General features: G+C 61.2%; 19 protein-coding genes. 7 read left to right on the forward strand and 12 right to left on the reverse strand.

Translation table 11 applies throughout. The annotated features are described in order from the left end of the window. Positions 1-14 precede the first annotated feature (14 nt). Positions 15-542, forward strand: a complete 528-nt coding sequence (locus ARCT_RS0123300; RefSeq protein ID WP_027242246.1) for a DUF721 domain-containing protein — start codon at positions 15-17, stop codon at positions 540-542. Beyond that, complete coding sequence (locus tag ARCT_RS0123305) at positions 539-1,210, forward strand: DsbA family protein (RefSeq protein WP_027242247.1); 672 nt, start codon at positions 539-541, stop codon at positions 1,208-1,210. Before ARCT_RS0123300 ends, ARCT_RS0123305 begins: the two co-directional genes overlap by 4 nt. Before the next feature lie 98 nt (positions 1,211-1,308). On the opposite strand, the gene lpxK is transcribed toward ARCT_RS0123305, so the two are convergent. The 5 genes from lpxK to ARCT_RS0123330 all read right to left on the reverse strand — a co-directional run bounded on the left by lpxK (position 1,309) and on the right by ARCT_RS0123330 (position 7,305). Continuing rightward, positions 1,309-2,310: a tetraacyldisaccharide 4'-kinase gene (gene lpxK / locus ARCT_RS0123310; protein ID WP_027242248.1), complete on the reverse strand. Its 1,002-nt coding sequence runs from the start codon at positions 2,308-2,310 to the stop codon at positions 1,309-1,311. Continuing rightward, entirely contained in the window at positions 2,297-3,481 is a 1,185-nt protein-coding gene (locus ARCT_RS0123315) for a 3-deoxy-D-manno-octulosonic acid transferase (protein WP_027242249.1), read from the reverse strand. The genes lpxK and ARCT_RS0123315 overlap by 14 nt, the downstream gene beginning before the upstream one ends. Positions 3,482-3,521: 40 nt before the next feature. Continuing rightward, on the reverse strand, positions 3,522-4,328 hold the full coding sequence (locus ARCT_RS0123320) for a 3'(2'),5'-bisphosphate nucleotidase CysQ (protein ID WP_027242250.1): 807 nt from the start codon (positions 4,326-4,328) through the stop codon (positions 3,522-3,524). Beyond that, positions 4,315-5,661, reverse strand: coding sequence for a TldD/PmbA family protein (locus tag ARCT_RS0123325; RefSeq protein ID WP_027242251.1), 1,347 nt, complete (start codon positions 5,659-5,661; stop codon positions 4,315-4,317). The genes ARCT_RS0123320 and ARCT_RS0123325 overlap by 14 nt, the downstream gene beginning before the upstream one ends. Before the next feature lie 123 nt (positions 5,662-5,784). Further along, positions 5,785-7,305 (reverse strand): DUF2125 domain-containing protein, encoded by a 1,521-nt coding sequence (locus ARCT_RS0123330; protein WP_027242252.1) that lies wholly within the window; start codon positions 7,303-7,305, stop codon positions 5,785-5,787. 142 nt (positions 7,306-7,447) lie between these two features. Here ARCT_RS0123330 and ARCT_RS0123335 point away from each other — a divergent pair, with 142 nt between their 5' ends. From ARCT_RS0123335 to ARCT_RS0123345, 3 genes are all read left to right on the forward strand, one after another. Next, positions 7,448-8,197: an SDR family oxidoreductase gene (locus ARCT_RS0123335; protein WP_027242253.1), complete on the forward strand. Its 750-nt coding sequence runs from the start codon at positions 7,448-7,450 to the stop codon at positions 8,195-8,197. Beyond that, complete coding sequence (locus tag ARCT_RS0123340) at positions 8,194-8,808, forward strand: enoyl-CoA hydratase/isomerase family protein (RefSeq protein ID WP_027242254.1); 615 nt, start codon at positions 8,194-8,196, stop codon at positions 8,806-8,808. Before ARCT_RS0123335 ends, ARCT_RS0123340 begins: the two co-directional genes overlap by 4 nt. A 102-nt stretch (positions 8,809-8,910) precedes the next feature. Continuing rightward, complete coding sequence (locus tag ARCT_RS0123345; protein ID WP_027242255.1) at positions 8,911-10,107, forward strand: TIGR03862 family flavoprotein; 1,197 nt, start codon at positions 8,911-8,913, stop codon at positions 10,105-10,107. Between the two features lie 41 nt (positions 10,108-10,148). On the opposite strand, the gene ARCT_RS0123350 is transcribed toward ARCT_RS0123345, so the two are convergent. The 5 genes from ARCT_RS0123350 to ARCT_RS0123370 form a co-directional block, all read right to left on the reverse strand. Then, positions 10,149-10,742: a glutathione S-transferase family protein gene (locus ARCT_RS0123350; RefSeq protein ID WP_027242256.1), complete on the reverse strand. Its 594-nt coding sequence runs from the start codon at positions 10,740-10,742 to the stop codon at positions 10,149-10,151. 93 nt (positions 10,743-10,835) lie between these two features. Beyond that, positions 10,836-11,864, reverse strand: coding sequence for a DNA polymerase III subunit delta (gene holA / locus ARCT_RS0123355; RefSeq protein WP_027242257.1), 1,029 nt, complete (start codon positions 11,862-11,864; stop codon positions 10,836-10,838). Continuing rightward, the gene (lptE, locus tag ARCT_RS0123360; protein ID WP_027242258.1) at positions 11,861-12,385 is read right to left on the reverse strand and encodes an LPS assembly lipoprotein LptE; all 525 of its coding nucleotides are present in this window, start codon (positions 12,383-12,385) and stop codon (positions 11,861-11,863) included. The genes holA and lptE overlap by 4 nt, the downstream gene beginning before the upstream one ends. Next, entirely contained in the window at positions 12,372-14,939 is a 2,568-nt protein-coding gene (gene leuS / locus ARCT_RS0123365) for a leucine--tRNA ligase (RefSeq protein ID WP_027242259.1), read from the reverse strand. Before leuS ends, lptE begins: the two co-directional genes overlap by 14 nt. A 96-nt stretch (positions 14,940-15,035) precedes the next feature. Then, positions 15,036-15,524 (reverse strand): DUF3576 domain-containing protein, encoded by a 489-nt coding sequence (locus ARCT_RS0123370; RefSeq protein WP_027242260.1) that lies wholly within the window; start codon positions 15,522-15,524, stop codon positions 15,036-15,038. Positions 15,525-15,917: 393 nt separating this feature from the next. Here ARCT_RS0123370 and ARCT_RS0123375 point away from each other — a divergent pair, with 393 nt between their 5' ends. Beyond that, a complete protein-coding gene (locus ARCT_RS0123375) occupies positions 15,918-17,033 on the forward strand; it encodes a porin (RefSeq protein WP_027242261.1) in 1,116 nt (371 codons plus the stop codon). A gap of 121 nt (positions 17,034-17,154) precedes the next feature. Next, positions 17,155-17,817, forward strand: coding sequence for a YggS family pyridoxal phosphate-dependent enzyme (locus ARCT_RS0123380; protein ID WP_027242262.1), 663 nt, complete (start codon positions 17,155-17,157; stop codon positions 17,815-17,817). 22 nt (positions 17,818-17,839) lie between these two features. Here ARCT_RS0123380 and ARCT_RS0123385 read toward each other — a convergent pair whose 3' ends face one another. Both ARCT_RS0123385 and ribA read right to left on the reverse strand, forming a co-directional pair. Continuing rightward, positions 17,840-18,358 (reverse strand): L,D-transpeptidase family protein, encoded by a 519-nt coding sequence (locus ARCT_RS0123385; RefSeq protein ID WP_240476368.1) that lies wholly within the window; start codon positions 18,356-18,358, stop codon positions 17,840-17,842. Beyond that, a complete protein-coding gene (gene ribA / locus ARCT_RS0123390; RefSeq protein WP_027242264.1) occupies positions 18,355-19,443 on the reverse strand; it encodes a GTP cyclohydrolase II in 1,089 nt (362 codons plus the stop codon). Before ribA ends, ARCT_RS0123385 begins: the two co-directional genes overlap by 4 nt. Between the last annotated feature and the right edge of the window lie 147 nt (positions 19,444-19,590).

Genomic DNA, 19,590 nt, shown 5'->3' on the forward strand with positions numbered 1-19,590 from the left:
CGCAAAACCAGATTATGGCATTCAGACGCAGTACCACACGCGGGTTCTCCCGCACCTCCCGGCTCCTGTCGGATCAGATCCGCAAGGCAGGCGAAAGCCGCGGCTTTGCGGTGTCGCGTCTGCTCACCCATTGGGAGGAGATCGTCGGCGCCGATATTGCGGCGATTGCCCGCCCGGTCAAGGTTGGCTATGGGCGCAGTTCCTTTGGCGCCACCCTGACGGTGCTGACCAATGGGGCCAATGCACCAATGCTGGAGATGCAAAAGGAACGGCTGCGGGAAAAGGTGAACGCGGTCTATGGGTACAATGCCATCTCCAAGGTTTGGATCACCCAGACAGCCCCCACCGGGTTTTCCGATGGCCAGGTAGAATTCCAACATGCCCCCAAGGTGCAAAAGCTGGCGCCGGTTGATCCCCAGGATCAGGTCGCGGCAGCCCAGGCTGCCAAAGGGGTGGAAAACGAAGATCTGCGCGCCGCGCTGGAGCGGTTGGGGCGCAATGTGCTGACAAAGAAGAAAACTGAACGAAAGAGGTACGAATGAGCCGTTTTATGTCTGGTGTTTTTGCTGCGGTGGCACTTGCTGCCGGGGCCTATGCGGTCACTGGCTACAACAGTCAAACCCGCCTGCCTGAACTGCCGCTGGTGGGCGCCGCCTCTGCGCAGGAGGCCGAGGTTGACACCTCGACCATCACCGAAATGGTCCTCGGCGCCGAAGATGCGCCCGTCACCCTGATCGAATATGCGTCCTACACCTGCCCGCATTGCGCCAATTTTCACACCGGCGTCCTTCCGAAGCTGAAAGAAGACTATATCGACACCGGCAAGGTAAAACTGATCTACCGCGAAGTCTATTTTGATCGCTACGGCCTTTGGGCTTCGATGATTGCGCGCTGCGGAGGACCGGAAAAATTCTTTGGAATCAGCAATCTGATCTACAAAGGCCAGTCTGACTGGGTCCGCGCGGGTGGGGCCCCTGAGATTACCGAGGCGCTGCGTAAAATCGGCGGTATTGCGGGGCTGGATAAAGACACGGTTGAGGCCTGCCTGCAGGATAACACCAAGGCCCAGACCCTGGTCTCCTGGTATCAGGAGAATGCAGAAAAGGATGAGGTGGAAGCGACCCCCTCCTTTGTTCTGAACGGCACCAAGATTTCCAATCAGTCCTATGAGCAATTCAAAGCGCTGATCGACGCCGAGCTAGAGGGCTAAGTGCCCCAGCCAGAGTGAAGAGACCAGGGCCCGGGGGAAACTCCGGGTCTTTTTTGTTCCGGATCAAAGGGACAGCTCAGAACCAGAACTGTGGCCCGCTAAGGCGCTGGGGCGGCCCTTTGGAGCTGTTTGATCAGTGCCTGACCCTCGGGGATCTTCAAACGCACCGGTAGGGTGATCACCTTGTGACGGAAGCTTGTGGGCAGGCGCACGGCGTCTTTTTCAGTGGTGACCAGCTGCGCGCCGCGCGTCTTGGCGTCGGCCTCCAGCCGGGTCATCAGCGCGGTAGAGAGGGGCTGATGATCGTCCAGTGCCTCGGCGTGGAGAATCCGGGCACCAAGGCCACGCAGCGTGTCAAAGAACTTTTGTGGATGGCCAATGCCGGCAAAGGCCAGAACCGGGGTGTCTTTCCAGGGCATCCCGGTCTGCAGCGGCTCCAGTGTGGCCTGAACATGCGGCAGGCCCTGCAGGCTGGCCCCCCACTGAGTGGCAAAGCGGTCCTGTGCAACGTTATCGCCAATGGAAAGCAGCAGATTCGCCCGGCCCAGCCCGGTTGCCACCGGCTCGCGCAGAGGGCCGGCCGGCAGGCAGCTGCCATTGCCAAATCCACGGGCGGCATCCACCACCACTATCGACAGATCCTTGATCACGCCGGGGTTTTGAAACCCGTCATCCAGCACAATGACCGTTGCGCCCGCTGCTGCGGCGGCCTTTGCTCCGGCGGCGCGGTCGCGGGCCACCCAGACCTCGCCAAAGGCCGCCAGCAACAGCGGCTCGTCGCCGCAATCCTCGGCGCGGTGTTTGCCCGGATCCACGGCCACTGGCCCCTGGAGCGTGCCGCCATAGCCGCGTGTGATCACATGCGGATCATGGCCCATGCCCCGCAGGGTCTCCAGCAGCCAGATCACAGTTGGCGTTTTGCCGGTGCCTCCGGCATTGAGATTGCCAACACAGATCACCGGCACGTCGGCCTGAAACCCTGAGGTGGTGCGCAGCCGTCTGGCGGTGGCTGCGGCATAGATCCAACCCAGTGGCGCCAAGAGCATCCGTTTCAGGTCAAAAGCCTGCGGGGGTTTGTTCCAGAATTCAGGAGGTCGCATCTTGGTCCTCGCGCAGGTCCAGGATGTCCTGAACTTTGTCTATCAGGTGATCGGTCATTTCCGCCCCTTCGGTCACTGCCGTCCAGCCGGCCAGGGCCCGTTTGGCTGCCATGTCCGGTGCCGAGAGATGGATAACCATCTTGGCCAGCTCGCGGGTGGTATTCACCTGCTGTGTGGCTTTGAGTGGCGCAAGCTGATCGTAGATTGCCTTGTGATGTCCCATGCCCGGCCCGTGCAGCACAACAGATCCCAGCGCCAGCGTATCGAGCGGGTTTTGCCCGGGCATATCCTGCACCAGGCTTGAGGCCAGCAAGGTTACGGGGGCGAGCCGGTACCACAGCCCCAGGTGGGTGCTGTCAGTAATCAGGATCTGGGTGTAATCGTTGAGCTCTTCCCCGGCGTCCCAATCGGCACATTGCAGGCCGCTGGCCTGTATCAGGCTGCGGGCGCGAACGCGGTATTCCGGCGCGTCCAGGGCGATGACCAGCAGCATCCGATGCAACAGCCTGAGCGCGCTCCGGTGCGCCTCAAGCAGCCCGGGCAGCTCTTCCAGCTGGGCGCGGGCTGCCAGCCAGACGGGGCGGCTGCCAAGGTCCTGTTGCAGGGCGCTCAGCGCGCCGTGGTCACAGCCCGGCGGCACGGTGGAAAGCCGCAGGCGGCTGGTCAGAAGGACCTGCTCAGGCACCATCTGTCCGCTGCGTAGCAATTGGGTCTGCACGGATTTTGAGGGGGTGAAGACTGCGTCAAAGCCACTAAAGATGCGATGGCGCTGATCCGGCAGCCAGCGCAGCTTGCGGGCAGGCATCTCACTGTCCAGGATATCGACCAGCAGCGCAGAGCCTCCCTGCTCTCGCATCTGCCGCAACAGCCCCCGGCGCAGGTGTCCGCCGGCCCAGAGGCACAGATCGGGTTGCCAGTGGTTGAGGAAGGCCTTGGCCTCGCTGGTTTGATCGTCGGGCAGGGGACCGAGCATAAAATTGCAGCCTTCAAACGCTGGAACCTCGCCCATTTCGGCCTCCCAGGTGGCCAGGACCACCAGATCCGGGCGCATGGCCTTGAGCCGCTGGCCAATGTCACAGAGTGCCAGAAAGCGCTCGATGCTGGTGGCATGGACCCACAGGATTTCTCCCGCAGGCCGGGCAGATGCGGAGAGTGTTTGCGGCTCAGTCATTGGTGCCCAGTCATATGCGCTGTGTGGAGGCCATTGCCGGTCATTGCCCCGCAATGCCGGGACCCTTTGGGTCAAGAGCCTGCAACAGCTCAAGATGCGTTGCGGGGGCTGCCGCCACAACCCCATCCAACAGAGGCGTTGGATTGTTGAACAGCAAAGGCCTGTTCAGCCGGTCGCTGATTAGCCCGCCTGCTTCGCGCAGGATGAGATCGCCGGCGGCAATATCCCATTCCCAGCTGCGCCGCAGTGTCAGCATGGCGCTGTAGCCCCCGTCCGCAACGCGGGCCAGCCGATAGGCCAGCGACGGGCGGTAGCTGCGGTGAAAGGCTGGTGCGGCCCCCCCCAGCCAGTGCTGCGCATCAAGGTTTGGCTTGGCGGTGAGGACCTTTGCAGCACTCAGCGCTGCGGGCGCCGCTACCGAGATCGCTGCCCCATTGCAAAAGGCGCCATCACCTTTGGCAGCGGTATAGAGCAAATCCCGTTGCGGCAGGTAGATCACCGCTGCGGTGACCTCACCACGATCTGCCACCGCCAGGGAATGCGCCCAGGTGGCTGAGCCTTCGGCAAAGCTGCGGGTGCCATCAATAGGATCAATGATGAAGACCCGGTCTTTGCTCAACCGCGCGGCGCTGTCCTCGCTTTCTTCAGAAAGCCAGCCGTAGTCCGGCCGCGCCTGTGGCAGCATGGTTTCAAGCATGGCATTTACCGCCAGATCGGCCTCTGTCACCGGGCCCTGGCCGTCGGGTTTGTCCCAGCGCTGGGCGGATGGCCCGGAGTATTTGAGCGCGATATCGCCTGCGGCCCTGGCGGCCGAGATCAGGAGAGTGAGGTCTTCAGCTGCCGGCAAGGGTCATTCCTTCGACCATGAGCGAGGGCACCACCCGCGACAGGTAGCTGCGGGCGTCATTTGCCGGTGTCAGAGTTTTCAGCATGTCCCGCAGATTGCCCGCGATGGTGCATTCATTCACCGGATAGGCGATCTCACCGTTTTCGACCCAATAGCCCGAGGCCCCGCGCGAATAATCGCCGGTATTGGGATTGATGGTTGAGCCAATAAGCGAGGTCACCAGCAGACCGGTGCCCATGCCCGCGATCAGCTCGTCGCGGCTGTTCTGGCCGGGGGTCAGCGCGATGTTCCAGTTTGACGGCGACGGCACAGAGCCAACACCCCGTGCCGCATTGCCGGTGCTTTGCAGGCCCAGTTTGCGGGCCGAGGCCAGATCCAGGGTCCAGCTGGTCAGGATACCATCCTGAATGATGGCACGTCGTTGGGTGGGCAGGCCTTCGCCGTCAAAGGGGCGTGACCCGGAAATCCGGGCGCGATGGGGGTCCTCGATGACCGACAGTGTTTCGGGCAGGATCTGTTCGCCCACCGCGCCCTGCAACCAGGAAGATCCACGGGCGATGGCAGCGCCATTGGCGGCGGAGAGCAGGTGACCGATCAGCGATGACGATATCCGCTCGTCAAACAAGACCGGGTAGCTGCCGGTCTGCGGGCGGCGTGCGTTGAGCCGCGCCACGGCGCGCTCGCCTGCGATGCGGCCAATATCTGTCGCACTGCGCAGGTCGTTTTGAAAGGTGCGGGAATCCCCATCATAGTCGCGCTCCATCCCGGCGCCGGTCCCGGCAATCCCGGTACAGGACAGCGACCGGCCTGTGCGCTGATAACCACCCGCAAAACCATTGGAGGTGGCCAGGTAGATGCTGTGGTGGCCATAGCTGGCCCCTGCCGCCTGCACCTGGCTGATACCCTGAATGGCGGCGCAGGCCGCTTCGGCCGCCAGCGCGTCCTGTTGCAGAGTCTCGGGTGCGGGTTCCGGGCTGGGGTCACAAAGCTCCAGCGCGTCCAGATCCCAGTTTTGGGCCAGCTGATCAGCGCTGGCCAGACCGCTATAGGGATCTTCGGGGGCCTCGCGGGCCATGGCCACGGCGCGTTCCGCCATGGCGATTAGGGTTTCGGGGCGGCTGTCCGAGGAAGAAACCTGCGCCTGCCGCTGACCAATGAATACCCGCAGCCCCAAATCGGTGCCTTCTGAGCGTTCGGCATGCTCGAGCGTGCCTTCGCGTACCTCGATGCTGAGAGAGCGGCCTTCGGTGGCCATGGCATCAACGGCATCGGCACCGGCTCGTTTGGCGGCGTCAATCAGGGCGTGGCAAAGCGCTTGGGGAGACTGGGTCATGGGCACCTACTGAAGTTGGATTGCTACAAGAGCTAGCCAGACCGGCGCGCTGCCGCAAGGGTGTGGCACAAAAAAGGGCCGCGCGGGGCGGCCCTGATTGTTTATTTTCCGCAGAAGAGGCGCTTATTTGATGCGCTGGCCATTGGCGTGGATCTGTCCGTCTTCGGAGACCTTGATTTCCGATGTCAGGGTGTCTTCGCCTTCGCCGGGAACGCCAAACATGCCCATCATCATCCGCGCGCCCATGGCATCGCTGTCGCTGACCAATCCCATTTTAATCAGGTTGTCGATCAGGCCATTGGCGCCTTCCAGCTGGATATTGGCGGAGCCATCGGGGGCAGGCATACCGTCAAAGGTCACCAGGTCTTCGTTGTTGAAGGTGAAGTCGCCGGTTCCGGTCAGCTTGGCCCCTGCGGCGGTCACCAGCAGTTGCTTGACGCTGACGGCGTTGAATTCACCAGGCTTTTGAGCGCCACGCTCCATGGCTTTCATCGATTCCGGGTCAAACATGTCAAACAGCAGTTTGCCCTTGCCAGCCAGATCCAGCACAATTGTGGCCGGATCATGTGGCAGGGTGCCGGTGGGATCAACCATGCCCCACAGCATGTCAGGAACCGCAAAATCGCGCAGGGTGATGCCAAGACCAAAATCCTGTTCCTCATCAGACTGGCTCACTGGCATCAACAGTTTGAAGCCGGCTTCTGCCATGGTGAGCGCCAGCGGGAAGGGGATTTCTGAGCCGGAGACATTCACCGAGATATCGTTCTGGCCAACGTCATAGGACAGGCCGTCCTTGCTCATGGTGACACCAAACTGCCCGCCGGCAGAGGTGCTTTGCATGTCAAAGCTGTCGGAGCCGGTAACAGCAATGGCGCTATTGCCGCCGGTATAGGCGAGCTTGGCATTGATGCTCAGACCCGCTTTGATCAGATCAGACATCTCCGGGCTGTCCAAACCGGATGGAATGGTGCTGGTTGCCGTGCCGGTGAGGTCGCTGAGGCTGCCTGAGATGGTGCCCGCATCGTCGGAATCCGGGTCTTGGAAGGCGATGTCATAGGCCAGTTTTGCAATCGATTGGGTCTGCGTGTAGCTACGCTGACCTTCAATCTGCATTGTGGTCTTGGCGACCATATCGCTGATCACCACTGAGGCTTTCAAGGCATCTTCGGGCATTTCTTCGCCGTCACCGATGACTTTGCCAAGGGTCAGGGTCGCCTGGCCGGTGGCGTAGTCATAGGTCATGGCCGAGGTATCGCCCGAGACCACCATTGGGCTGCCGTCATGGGAATACAGGATCTCTGCCGAGAATGTCTCGCCATCGCCTTTGCCAGAAATGGTCATCGGGAATTCTTTGGGCAGCACCACATTGACGCTACCATCGCCATTTTCGACAAATTGAATTGACGGCATGGTCACGCCACCCGTGCCGTCCTGCTCGGGCAGGGGCATTGTCATCGAGATATCGCTGACGGTGAGCACATTGCCGGACTGGCTTTCGGTGCCTGTCACGGTGTAGCCCGTGCCGGTCATATAGGCTTTCCAGTCCGACCAGACATCCTGGGCGCTGACATCAGCAAATGCGCCTTGGGCGGAGAAAATCAAAACCGCAGCAGCGCCCGTGCCGCGCGCGAGGGAAACTGTCATAGGATAACCTTTCTGCTTATAAGCAAATACAATGGTCCATATGGTCAACCGCATCATGATGAGGGTCAAGGTGCCAAGGGCTGGACCGTTCCCCCTAAGCAGTTTACCACATTTGTCATTAGAGGATTTGGAGATTTAGCTGATGGATATCAAGGGCAAAACAGTGGTCATCACCGGTGCCAGCCGTGGCATTGGGGCGGATGCGGCGCGCGTTTTTGCGCAGGCTGGGGCCAATCTGGCCTTGCTGGCAAGGAGCTCCGACAGCCTGGCAGCCCTGGCGCAGGAGATCGGCGGAAATGCGCTGGCCTTTGCCTGTGATGTCTCTGAACCCGCAGCGGTCGCGGCAGCGCTGCAAAAGGCGCATGCGGACTTTGGCAGCCTTGATGTCTTGATCAACAATGCCGGGGTCATCGACCCGATTGCCCGGATCGAAGACGCAGACCCGGCGGCCTGGGGTCAATTGATGGATATCAACATCAAGGGCGTTTTTAACGGCATCCACGCGGCGCTGCCGTTGATGAAGTCGGGGGGCGGCGGCACCATCATCAATATCGGTTCCGGAGCGGCCTATAATGCGCTGGAAGGCTGGAGCGGTTATTGCACCTCGAAGGCGGGTGTTTTGATGCTGACCAAGGCCCTGCATCTGGAAGAGGCCAGCAATGGCATTCGCGTTCTCAGCCTGTCGCCGGGAACCGTGGCCACCGAAATGCAGCGCAAGATCAAAGCCAGCGGCATCAACCCGGTCAGCCAGATTGACTGGAAAGACCACGTGCCAGCGGAATGGCCCGCCAAGACCCTGTTGTGGATGTGCAGCTCGGATGCGGATGACTTCCTCGGCGATGAGGTTTCACTGCGCCTCGAGCTGATCCGTCGCCGGGTGGGCCTGCTATGATCAATCTCGACATATCCGAGGCGGGGCTCTGGACGGTCACCATAAACCGGCCGGAAAAGGCCAATTCACTGACCACCGAGATGCTGGAAGAGCTCGTCGATATCGCAGGTCGGGCGCAGGCGGCGCGCGGGCTGATTCTCACCGGAGCTGGCAAGGTCTTTAGCGCCGGTGCCGACCTGGATGAGGCCCGCGCCGGACTGGCGACCTCCACCGTTTGGGAGCGGCTGTCAGCGGCGCTGGCGGCGGTCCCCTGTCTCAAGATCGCGGCGCTGAACGGTACATTGGCGGGGGGCGCCAACGGCATGGCGCTGGCCTGCGATATCCGTCTGGCGGTGCCTGGGGCGAAGGTCTTTTACCCGGTGATGAAGCTCGGCTATCTGCCCCAGCCTTCGGATGTCGGGCGTATGGCTGCGCTGATCGGTCCGGCCCGGACCAAGATGATTCTGGCAGCAGGACAAAAAATCGAGGCGCCAGAGGCCTGCGCCTGGGGGTTGGTGGATCGGTTGGTGGACCCAGAGGATCTGATGGCACAGGCCCAGGCCCTGCTGGCGGATTCTCTGGCGGCCAAGATTGAGATCGCCAGCGGTATCCTGGAGATGTGCCAGAGCTAAAGGTCCGCTGCACAGGCCTCGTCTTTTGTACGGTCCTTCGTTAGGTGCGCTGGGAGAGAGCCCTCCTGAAGTCAGGAGGCCAAAAGCGGGAAAGAGGCCGGGATGGATCAGGAACGGGTATGGGATGCGGTGGTGATTGGTGGCGGGCCTGCGGGGCTGATGGCTGCTGGTGAACTTGCCGCCCAGGGCCATAGCGTCCTGCTGGTCGAGGCCAAGCCCTCTTTGGGGCGCAAATTCCTGATGGCAGGGAAATCTGGCCTGAACCTGACCAAGGATGAGCCCCTGGCGCAGTTGTTGCCGCATTTCGGCGCTGCAGCAGAGGCCATGGCGCCAATGATCTCGGCCTTCGACTCCAGCGCCATTCAGGACTGGGCGCGGGGGTTGGGACAGGTGCTGTTTACAGGCTCCACCGGCCGGGTCTTCCCTGAGAAAATGAAAGCCTCGCCGCTGTTGCGCGCCTGGTTGGGCCAGCTGGACGGGTTGGGCGTGACCCAGCGGACCCGCTGGCGCTGGACCGGTTGGCGGGGGGCAGATCTGTGTTTTGACACCCCCGAAGGGGCGCGGCTGATCAAGGCGCGCAGCACGGTACTGGCGCTGGGCGGCGCCAGCTGGTCCCGGCTGGGCTCGGACGGGGGCTGGAGCGATATTCTGGCGGCGCAGGATCTTTCGCTGGAGCCCTTCAAACCGGCAAATGCGGGTCTTTTGGTCGATTGGTCACCCCACATGCAGGCGCAGTACGGCCAGCCAGTGAAGGGCGTGAAATGGCAGGCGGGCAGCATTGCGTCGCGCGGTGAGGCGGTGATCTCGGCGCGTGGACTGGAGGGCGGCGGGATCTATACCGTCAGCGCTGCGGTGCGCGATGGGGCGGATCTACGCGTGGATTTGCTGCCGGACCTGTCCGGTGTGGAGATAACAAAGCGCCTGGCACGGCCTCGTGGCAAGGCCAGCCTGGCCAATCATCTGCGCCGCAGCTTGAAACTGGGGGCGGCCCGCACTGCCCTGTTGCAGGAATTTGGCCGCCCGCTGCCGCAGGATCCGGCCAGCTTGGCAACCTTGATCAAGGCGCTACCGGTGAACCATGCGGGCCTGCGTCCCATGGATGAGGCAATCTCGACCGCGGGTGGTCTCAAATGGTCAGAGCTGACGCCGGATCTGATGCTGGTCAAACGTCCCGGCACATTTTGTGCCGGGGAGATGCTGGATTGGGAAGCACCAACCGGTGGCTATCTGTTGACGGGCTGTTTTGCCACTGGCCGTTGGGCCGGCCAGGGCGCCGCGCGCTATCTCGCGACCCAGTGACAGGTCCGGTAACAGGCCCGGTAACAACTAGGCCGGGGCGGCTATGTCTTGGTGAGGGCCGCAACCCGTTGATGAGCCGCCCGCCCACGCATTGCCTTGCCGTAGTCCAGCATCGCTTGGTTTTCGACTGGGAACTTGGCGCCAATGGCCCAGCTCAGGCAATGGGTCAGAACGATATCCGCCAGGGTAAAGTTTTCCCCCATGACAAAGGGGCCTTTGATCAGCGGCGCGATCCGGTCAAGGTTGCGGCTGAATTCCCACATCAGGCTGGGTTTCACATCCGGCACACGCTGATCCTTGGGCAGGGCAAAGCTGTGGCGGGCGGAGGTCCACAAAACCGCGTCCAGCTCATCCAGAAAACGCTGGGTCATGGCATCTTGCTGCGCGCGGGCCAGGGTGCCGGCCGGCGCTGTGAGACCACCGTGTTTATCGGCAAGGTAGGTGATGATCGCGGTCGAATCGGTGAGCACTTCATCCCCTTCTATCAGCGCAGGCACCTTCCCCGAGGCATTCACCTGCAAAATTTCCGGGCTTTGCGGCCGGGCTGGGGTCAGCTCATAGGGCTGGCCCAGTTCTTCCAGGGCCCATAGCACCCGAAAGCTGCGCGACATAGGCGTTCCGACAACTTTGTACATGATGATCTCTCCCTCTTGGACGTTGGCGCCAAGATGAAGCCTGGGGACGAGAGGTCAAGGCTGGAAAGGACATGTGACGCAGCGCGTGCGTCCTCAGCGGGCGCGGCCCAGCATCGACAGCCGGATCAGTGCGCGCTCCATCAGCGCTAGGGCGGGCGCGGTTTGCCCGGCCGACCGCAGCAACAGGTCGGTATCTGTCAGGATTGTCAGCGCCCGTTGCACCCGATCTGCCCCCCAGCCCTGCGCCTGACGCAGCACCCTGTCGCGGCGCTTGCCATAGAGCGGCGGACGCAACCGGCCAATGCCCTGCGCGGGACCGCCGGGATCGGCGGTAACGGTGTAAAGCGTGCGAAAATGCCGGGTGGCGCCAATACACAGTGTCACGGCATTGGTGCCCTGTGACTGTAACCTGCTGATCAGGGGGCCAATTTCGGCGGTGCGCCCCTCGGCCACCACATTCAGCACATCGTCCAGGGCTGCCTCGGTCGATTGTGGCGCCACCGCCTGGATATCCTCCAGTGACAAAGGCGCAGTGTCGCCATGTTTATAAAGCGACAGCTTGTCGATCATCCGCGAGAAATCCCCAGGACCAATGTCATTGGCAATATCAGTCAGCGCCAACATGCTGTCATTTGGCACATCGCGGATCTGCGCCGCACCCAGGATGCGCTCGATCTCCCCCCGCGAGGGGGGATCGTCATAGATGCCGGTAGCATAGGCATTTGCGTGGCTTTCAAACCCCTTGCGCAGCTTTGAGGTGGCTTTGAGCTGACCGGCGGTGACGATAATCTGCGCGTCGCCGGGCTGCCATTCTTCAAGCGCGGCCAGAATCGCCGGGGCGGCGGTGTCGTTGGCCTCTTCCACAAATACGGCGCGGGCACCGGGGAAAAACCCCACCGCCTTGACCGCGTCCAACAACTGGGCGGGATCTTTGCGCAGCTCGCTGCCGGGCATCCGGGTCAGCCGCATTTCCTCATCTGCGCCAGGCCCCAGCAGGGCAGCCAGCATCTGCTGCCGCTTTAGCGCCACCCGCATGGCATCGGCGCCATAGATCAGCAGCCCGGTCTTGGAGGGATCCGGGCGCTGGCAATAGGCATCGGTGTCACGCGGCGAAAGCTTCATTCGGCGGCTGTCGTGGTCAGATCCGCTGAGGCCAGCAGGCGCGCAGAGATCTGATCCGCAAGGATGCGCATCAGACGCTCATAGGCGTCGCGCTCCCCGGCAAGGGTTTCAACGGTAGAGCCGGTGGCGGAATAGCCGGTGAAATTGGTCTCACTGCCGCTGGCCACCACCACCCCATCCGATTGGCGGGTCAGGCTGTAGCCCGCAGCGCCGATGATCGAATAGCGGGTGATCGAGTTGTCAGCGGTGATTGCCTGGCCTTCGGTGCTGGTTGTCAGGGTCAGGTCAAGTTGGTAGTCGCCACTGCTGGTGCGTCCCAGGCGCTGCTCCAGATCCCGCACCAGGAAATAGGCATTTCTGTCCCCTGTCGAATCGGGCAGGTCCGGAAAGGTGATGACCACCTCCCCATAGAGCGCATCGCCCGTGCCCCCCGGCGCATTCACCGGCGTAAAGCCACAGGCGCTGACCACCACAGAGGTGGCCAGCGCGAGGATTAGCAAAGGTTGTTTAAGCAACGACATTGACGATACGACCCGGCACCACGATGACCTTTTTCGGGGCGCCGCCATTCAGCGCCTTTTGCACAGCTTCGTGTGCCAGGGCGATTTTTTCAACCTCTGCTTTGTCGAGATCGGCAGCCACGGTGATCTCACCCCGGCGTTTGCCATTGATCTGGATCGGCAGGGTGACGCTGTCCTCGACCAGCATGGCCTCATCCGCGACGGGCCAGGGGGCTGTGGTGATCAGTCCCTCACCGCCCTGATAGGCCCAGATGGCCTCGGCCAGGTGCGGCACCATCGGGGACATCAGCTGCGCCAGCACCATGATGGCCTGTTTCTGCGCTGCCTGACCGGCCTTGGATTTTGCCAGGGTATTGGTGAAGCCATAGAGCCGCGCGATGGAGGCGTTAAAGCCAAAGCTTTCAATGCCCAGGGTCACATCGCGGATGGTTTTATGCATCTCGCGCAGCAGATCTTCGTCGCCTTGGCCCGGCGTTCCGGGTTCCATATCAGCGATCTTGTCGCAGAGATTCCAGACCCGGTTCAGGTGCTTATAAGCGGCCTCGGCGCCAGCAGCCGTCCATTCCACATCCCGTTCGGGGGGCGAATCGGACAGCACAAACCAGCGCGCAGTGTCGGCGCCAAAGGCAGAGATGATCGACAGCGGGTCGACCACGTTGTTTTTGGACTTCGACATCTTGGCCGAAGGGATGGTTTTTACCTCCGCGCCGCCCTCTTTGAGGAAGGCTTTACCGTCGCGCAGTTCGATTTCTTCGGGATAGTGATAAACCGGACGACCATTGGCGCCTTCGCTCTGGTAGATCGCATGGGTCACCATGCCCTGGGTGAACAAGGCATCAAAGGGCTCTTCGGCGCCCTCGGGCAGATGGCCGCAGATCTTCATCGCCCGCGAGAAGAAACGCGCATAAAGCAGGTGCAGAATCGCATGTTCGACGCCGCCGATATACTGATCCACATTCATCCAGTATTCGGCCTCGGACAGAACTGTGGGTGTTTTGGCATGTGGCGCGGTAAAGCGGGTGAAATACCACGAGGAGTCCACAAAGGTGTCCATGGTATCAGTCTCGCGCCGGGCCGGTTTGCCACAGGCGGGGCAGGCGCAGTCGCGCCAGCTGGGGTGGCGATCCAGCGGGTTGCCGGGCACCGAGAAATCAATTGCCTTGCCGTCTTCGTCATAGGGCAGGGCGATAGGCAGGTTTTCTTTCTTTTCGGGCACCACACCGCAATCGGCGCAATGCACCACGGGAATCGGGCAGCCCCAATAGCGCTGACGCGACAGGCCCCAGTCGCGTAGACGGAACTTGGTGACACCTTCACCCCAGCCGGCCTTTTCGGCAAAATCAACGGTGGTGTTGATGGCCTCTTCGCCGGTGGCCTCGGTGAGGCCGGCAAAGTGATCAACCCAGCGGACCTTTTCCGATTTTGCAGGCACCAGAGCCTCGTTCGCAACCGGTGTTGCGTCATCCAATGTAAAGAAGGCGTTTGTCACCGGCAGATCATATTTGCGGCAGAAATCCAGATCGCGCTGGTCATGTGCCGGGCAGGCAAAGACCGCGCCGGTGCCGTAATCCATCAGGATGAAATTGGCGATCCAGACCGGCAGCTCCCAATCCGGGTTCAGTGGGTGTTTGACGCGCAGGCCGGTGTCATAGCCCAGCTTTTCAGCCGTCTCAATGGCCTCTTCGGTGGTGCCACCCTTGCGGCATTCCGCAACAAATTCAGCCACTTCAGGAGAGTTCGCTTCGAGCTCTTTGGCAATGGGGTGATCGGGCGAGATACCAACAAAGCTGGCGCCCATCAGGGTGTCGGGGCGGGTGGTATAGACCTCGATCGGTGCGCCGCCATCTGTGCGCTCAAAGCCAAACTGCAGCCCGCGGGATTTGCCGATCCAGTTTTCCTGCATCAGGCGCACCTTGGCGGGCCAGTTGTCCAATGTGTCCAGCGCGCTCAGCAGCTCTTCCGAGTAGTCAGAGATCTTGAAGAACCACTGGGTCAGCTCGCGCCGTTCCACCAGCGCGCCCGAGCGCCAGCCACGGCCGCCTTCGACCTGTTCGTTGGCCAGAACGGTCATATCAACCGGATCCCAGTTCACCACGGCGTTTTTGCGGTAGACCAGCCCCTTGTCGAGGAAGTCCAGGAACAGAGCCTGCTGCTGGCCATAGTAGTCTTCGTCACAGGTGGCAAATTCGCGCGACCAGTCGAGCGACAGGCCCAGGGGCTTCATCTGCTCTTTCATCGCGGCGATATTGGCGTAGGTCCAGTCCTTGGGGTGGCCACCGCTGGCCATGGCGGCGTTTTCAGCGGGCATGCCAAAGGCATCCCAACCCATTGGATGCAATACGTTATGTCCGGTAGACATCTTATAACGCGCCACCACGTCGCCCATGGTGTAGTTGCGCACATGGCCCATGTGCAGCTTCCCCGATGGGTAGGGGAACATCTCGAGCACGTAGTATTTCTCTTTGCCAGGTGTGCGTTTGGCCTCAAAAATACCGGCCTCATCCCAGGCCTTTTGCCATTTTTCTTCGATTTCGGTGGCAGCGTAGCGCGACATCACGACAGGTCCTTTAAGAATGAAAACGCCGGGTGGTGACCCGGCGCATGTAATACTGTTGTTTTGATCTCTGTTCCAGAGCTTCGTCGCCGGAGGTCAGAGGTTCTTGTCGGCGATGCGCAACTGGCGGGCGCGTGACAGGATTGCGTCCTCAACGGCGCGGGTGGTGGATGCGCTGACGGGGCGTCCGCCCTTTGTCTGCAGCGAGACATTCAGCGACCGCGCGTCCAGGGCCGGATCCTTGATATGAACCGTGGCACGATACGAGCGCCCGCTGCCGGGAGGGGTGCCATAGCCGGTTACGATGACGCCGGTGAAGGGATCAACAGACTGTACTGGCAGGAACTCCAGAACATCCAGAGTGGCATTCCACAGGTAGCGGTTCACCTGAACCTTCTGATCCGGCGTGCCGCCGAACAGATCCCAGATCGATGACCGTTTACTTCCGGCCGCATCGACGTCGTTGTTGAATTCTTGGGGCGCTGTTCCACGGGACGCACCCCTGTCAGCGCGCCCGCCACAGGCTGCTAAACCAAAGCACAAAACCCCTACGAGGGTCGTCTTAACTATCTTATGCAGTGTCATCGTCGCTCCTGGGGCCAGTATCTTGCGGAACTCCTACCGTATCGGCGGGTTGCGGAGCAAGGGGTTTAGCGATCTGCGCTGGCTTCCAGCGAATCGTGTGGGCGGACAGTTATATATGGGGCGCAGAGAATTACGGGCAGATTGGTTATCATGGGTGCTGCGCGGATAGTTGTTGATGAACGCGCTGCACAGCGCGCAAATCAGGCGGATTCAGAGTGGGAAGAGCCGGGGCAGGCTTGAGACTGTGGCAAAGCTGCACCATCCGAAAGAGCAATGCTGGCTGGCAGTTGGGCCGCTCTTGCCAAAACGGGGGTGAAAAAGCGAAACCCCTTGTCATACCCACACCGGATTCCCCGGTTTGGGCATCAGAATTGAAAACCGAGGGAAAAATCGATGAAAAAGGTTCTCTTCGCGACTACCGCGCTGATCGCCACTGCCGGCATGGCAGCTGCTGACGTCCGTCTGTCCGGTTACGGCCGCTTTGGTCTGGACTACAACTCCGCCAACGAGCGTGTTGCTGGCGTTTCCGAAACCAACATCACCAGCCGTCTGCGTCTGCAGGTCGACATGTCCACCGAATCTGACGGCGGCATTGGCTTCAACGCTCGCGTTCGTATGCAGTCCGAAAGCCGTGACGGCAACCCAGGCGCAAGTGCTGGTGCCGGTGGCGACAACGGCTTCAACGGCGCACGTTTTGGCGTGACCTACGGCGGCCTGGCTGTCAACGTTGGCAACATCATCGGTGCTGTTGAAAACGCACCTGGTCTGTATGTAACTGGCGCTCGTTCCGCTGGTACAGGCATCGACGGCCAAGGCTTCCACTCGCTGGCCATCAAATCTTCTAGCTTCTCCGCTGCTTCCATCGCAGCCGGTACAGCTGGTTCCGTTGGCACTAGCTTTAACTGGGATGCATATGATTCCGACGGCATGGGCGCAAACGGCATCGAAGCTCTGTACTCGGTTGGTGGTTTCACTGGTCACATCTCCTACAGCCAGCGTAACGGTGGTCTCGTTCTGGGTGAAGCAAACGGCGAACAGCGCACCGCAGTCATGGTGACATACTCGTTCTCCGATTACTATGTCACCGCTGCTTACCAAGCTGCTGACAACACTGCCACCTACACAACTTCCGGCGGTGTCGTTATCGACGCAAACGACGGCATGTACTTCCTCGCCGCTGGTGGTGACTTCGGTCAGTTCGGCGCCAAAATCGCTTACGGTTCCTCCGACGTTGCTGACTCTGTTACCCTGGAAGGTAACATGGACATCGGCGCAGCTTCCAACCTGGTTCTCTGGGTGAACAACACCGACGTTGACGCAGCTCTGCTGGCTGATACCACCGTTACCGGTGCAACCACTGTTGGTGCAAACGCTCGCGCAACCGACGGCACCTCCTTCGGCATCAACTACCAGTACGACCTGGGTGGCGGCGCTACCTTTGTTGCTGGCTATGTTGACGAAGCAGACAACGACAACTCGTTCCAGGCTGGTGTATACTTCAGCTTCTAAGCTGAACTTACGCTTAGCGTGAATTGGGGGCGGGCTCTTAACAGAGCTCGCCCTTTTCGTTTGGCTCTTAACATTTGCCGCCAAACAGTGTTGTTCTGGCGTCAAAACCGGAGAGAGCAAAATGTCGCTGCAAGAAATCAAAACCCGTATCACAGCGGCAGAGGCTGCTGCAGACCGTCCCGCAGGATCGGTGACGCTGATCGCCGTGTCCAAGGTCCAGCCAAACGCGCGGGTGGCCGCGGTATTGGACGAAGGCCAGCGGTGCTTTGGCGAAAACCGCGTACAAGAGGCCCTGGGCAAATGGCCGGATTTTGCCCAGACCTATAGCGGGTTGGATCTGCATCTGATTGGCCCCTTGCAAAGCAACAAGACGCGTCAGGCGATGGAGCTTTTCAACGCTATCCATACGCTGGATCGCCCAAAACTGGCCAAGAGTATTGCCCGGCTGGCGCAGGAGCTGGGCCACTGCCCGGATCTGTTCATTCAGGTCAATACCGGAGCCGAACCACAAAAGGCCGGCATCCTGCCCGAGGAGGCCGATGGCTTTGTTGCGGACTGTCGCGGGCTGCATCTGCCGGTCAAAGGCCTGATGTGTATCCCGCCGGTGGCAGAGGTCGCAGCCGATCATTTCACCCAATTGGCAGAGATAGCCGCCCGCAATGGGCTGGCGGGGCTGTCCATGGGGATGAGCGGAGATTTTGAGCAGGCGATTGCCCATGGGGCAACCCATGTGCGGGTTGGCTCAGCCATCTTTGGGGCGCGTGCCTATGATGAGCAAGCCTGATGATGAGCAAACCTGACTGGGCCTAGGCCAGATCTGGGACAATCACCCGGCTGCCCGGCTCTATGTGGCGAGCCAGCCACTGCAGATCACGGCGAGCGAGGGCGATGCAGCCCTCGGTCGGATAGCCTGGGCGACGCCATTGGTGGATAAAGATGGCAGAGCCTTTGCCGGGGGTGGCCTTGGGCCAGTTCCAATCCAGTATCAGCACCAGATCATACAACGGGTCGGCGCGGCGCAGGCGCTCGTGGCTGCATCCATAAGGCGCTGTGACCAGAGTGTTGTAGCAGCTGTCGCGGCTGTCATCCGACCACAGATCACCGGGGCCAATCGGCCGGGCCCAGGTGCAGGGCCTGGCCATGCGGTCCGGGCGGTACAGCATGCCGACAATGTGGTGCAGCCCGGTCGGCGTGGCCCCGTCGCCTTCGCGTTTGTGGCGTGAGATACCGCCCTTGCCGATACTGCAGGGCAGCAGCCGCCCGCCGCAGCGCAACCCGCGTTTGGTCAGGATCAGATCTGCTGCAGAATAGGGCGGGGTGGTCACAACATGTGACCCGATTTGGCGGCCTTGGTGGCCAGATACTGCGCGTTGAAGGCATTTTTGCCCACTTTAAGCGCCACCCGCTCGGTGACCTTGATGCCGGTTTTTTCCATCATGGCGATCTTGTTTGGATTGTTGGTCAACAGGCGCACCTGGGAAAACCCCAGCTCTTTCAGGATGGCAGAGCCGAGGCGGAAATCCCGCTCGTCATCTTCAAAGCCCAGGCGGTGATTGGCCTCAACCGTGTCAAACCCCTGATCCTGCAGCGAATAGGCGCGCATCTTATTGGCCAGGCCAATGCCACGTCCTTCTTGGTTGAGGTAAAGCAACACACCGCTGCCCGTCGCCCCCATCTGCGCCAGCGCCGCGTTGAGCTGCGGGCCGCAGTCGCATTTCAGTGATCCCAGAACATCGCCGGTGAAACAGGCCGAATGCAGCCGTGCCAGAACCGGCTGGTGTCGATCAGGTCGTCCCACTTCGATGGCGTAGTGTTCTTCGGCGCCATCTTCGGGGCGAAACACATGCAGCCGACCAGCCTCGGCAGCCTGCATCGGCAGGCGGGCCGCAGCGACAGCATGCAGCGGCGAGCTTTGGCTCATCAGCGGCTCAGCTGCGGCCTGCGGCAACAGGGTAAGCCCATGGCTGACGGCAAACTGTGCGCCACTGTCCAGCGGCACGAGCAACGCAGCAGGCAGCAGCCGCGCCGATTTCACCAGAGCAATGGCCAGACGGTGCAGCGTGGCGGAACCCTCACGGGCGCTAACCAGGGGGCCTTTCATCGGCGCCTTCAGATCGTCCGCTGGATCCGCCAGCGCCTGGATCCAACCCAGATCTGCTGCGGCTGGCAGGCGGATGCGGGCGGTATCGCCATCATAGGCGCGCGCCTTCAGGGTCTCGGCGCGGCGCGCGGTCAGTGCCAGGGTAATCTCTCCCAGCGCCTGCATCTCGGTCAGGCGGTCCTGCGACAGGCTTTCGGCGGCAATGGCGAGAGCGGCCTGACCCTCTTCAACAAGGACGACTGGCAGCCCCATGCGCAGATCCACCCGCGCGCGGGCCAGCAATTCGATCATGGTGGGCATCAGGCTCATGCAGCAGATCCAGCGCTTGGTGACATAAATACCGGCCTTTCCTAGGCTCAATTTCAACAGAAGTGAAATAATTCCTTTGCTACGGACACGACGGCGTGAATGTTTTGCAGCATATCTTGTCCTTTGCAGAGGCGAGGCGCATCTGTG

It is taken from the genome of Pseudophaeobacter arcticus DSM 23566 (assembly GCF_000473205.1).
Lineage (GTDB): Bacteria > Pseudomonadota > Alphaproteobacteria > Rhodobacterales > Rhodobacteraceae > Pseudophaeobacter > Pseudophaeobacter arcticus.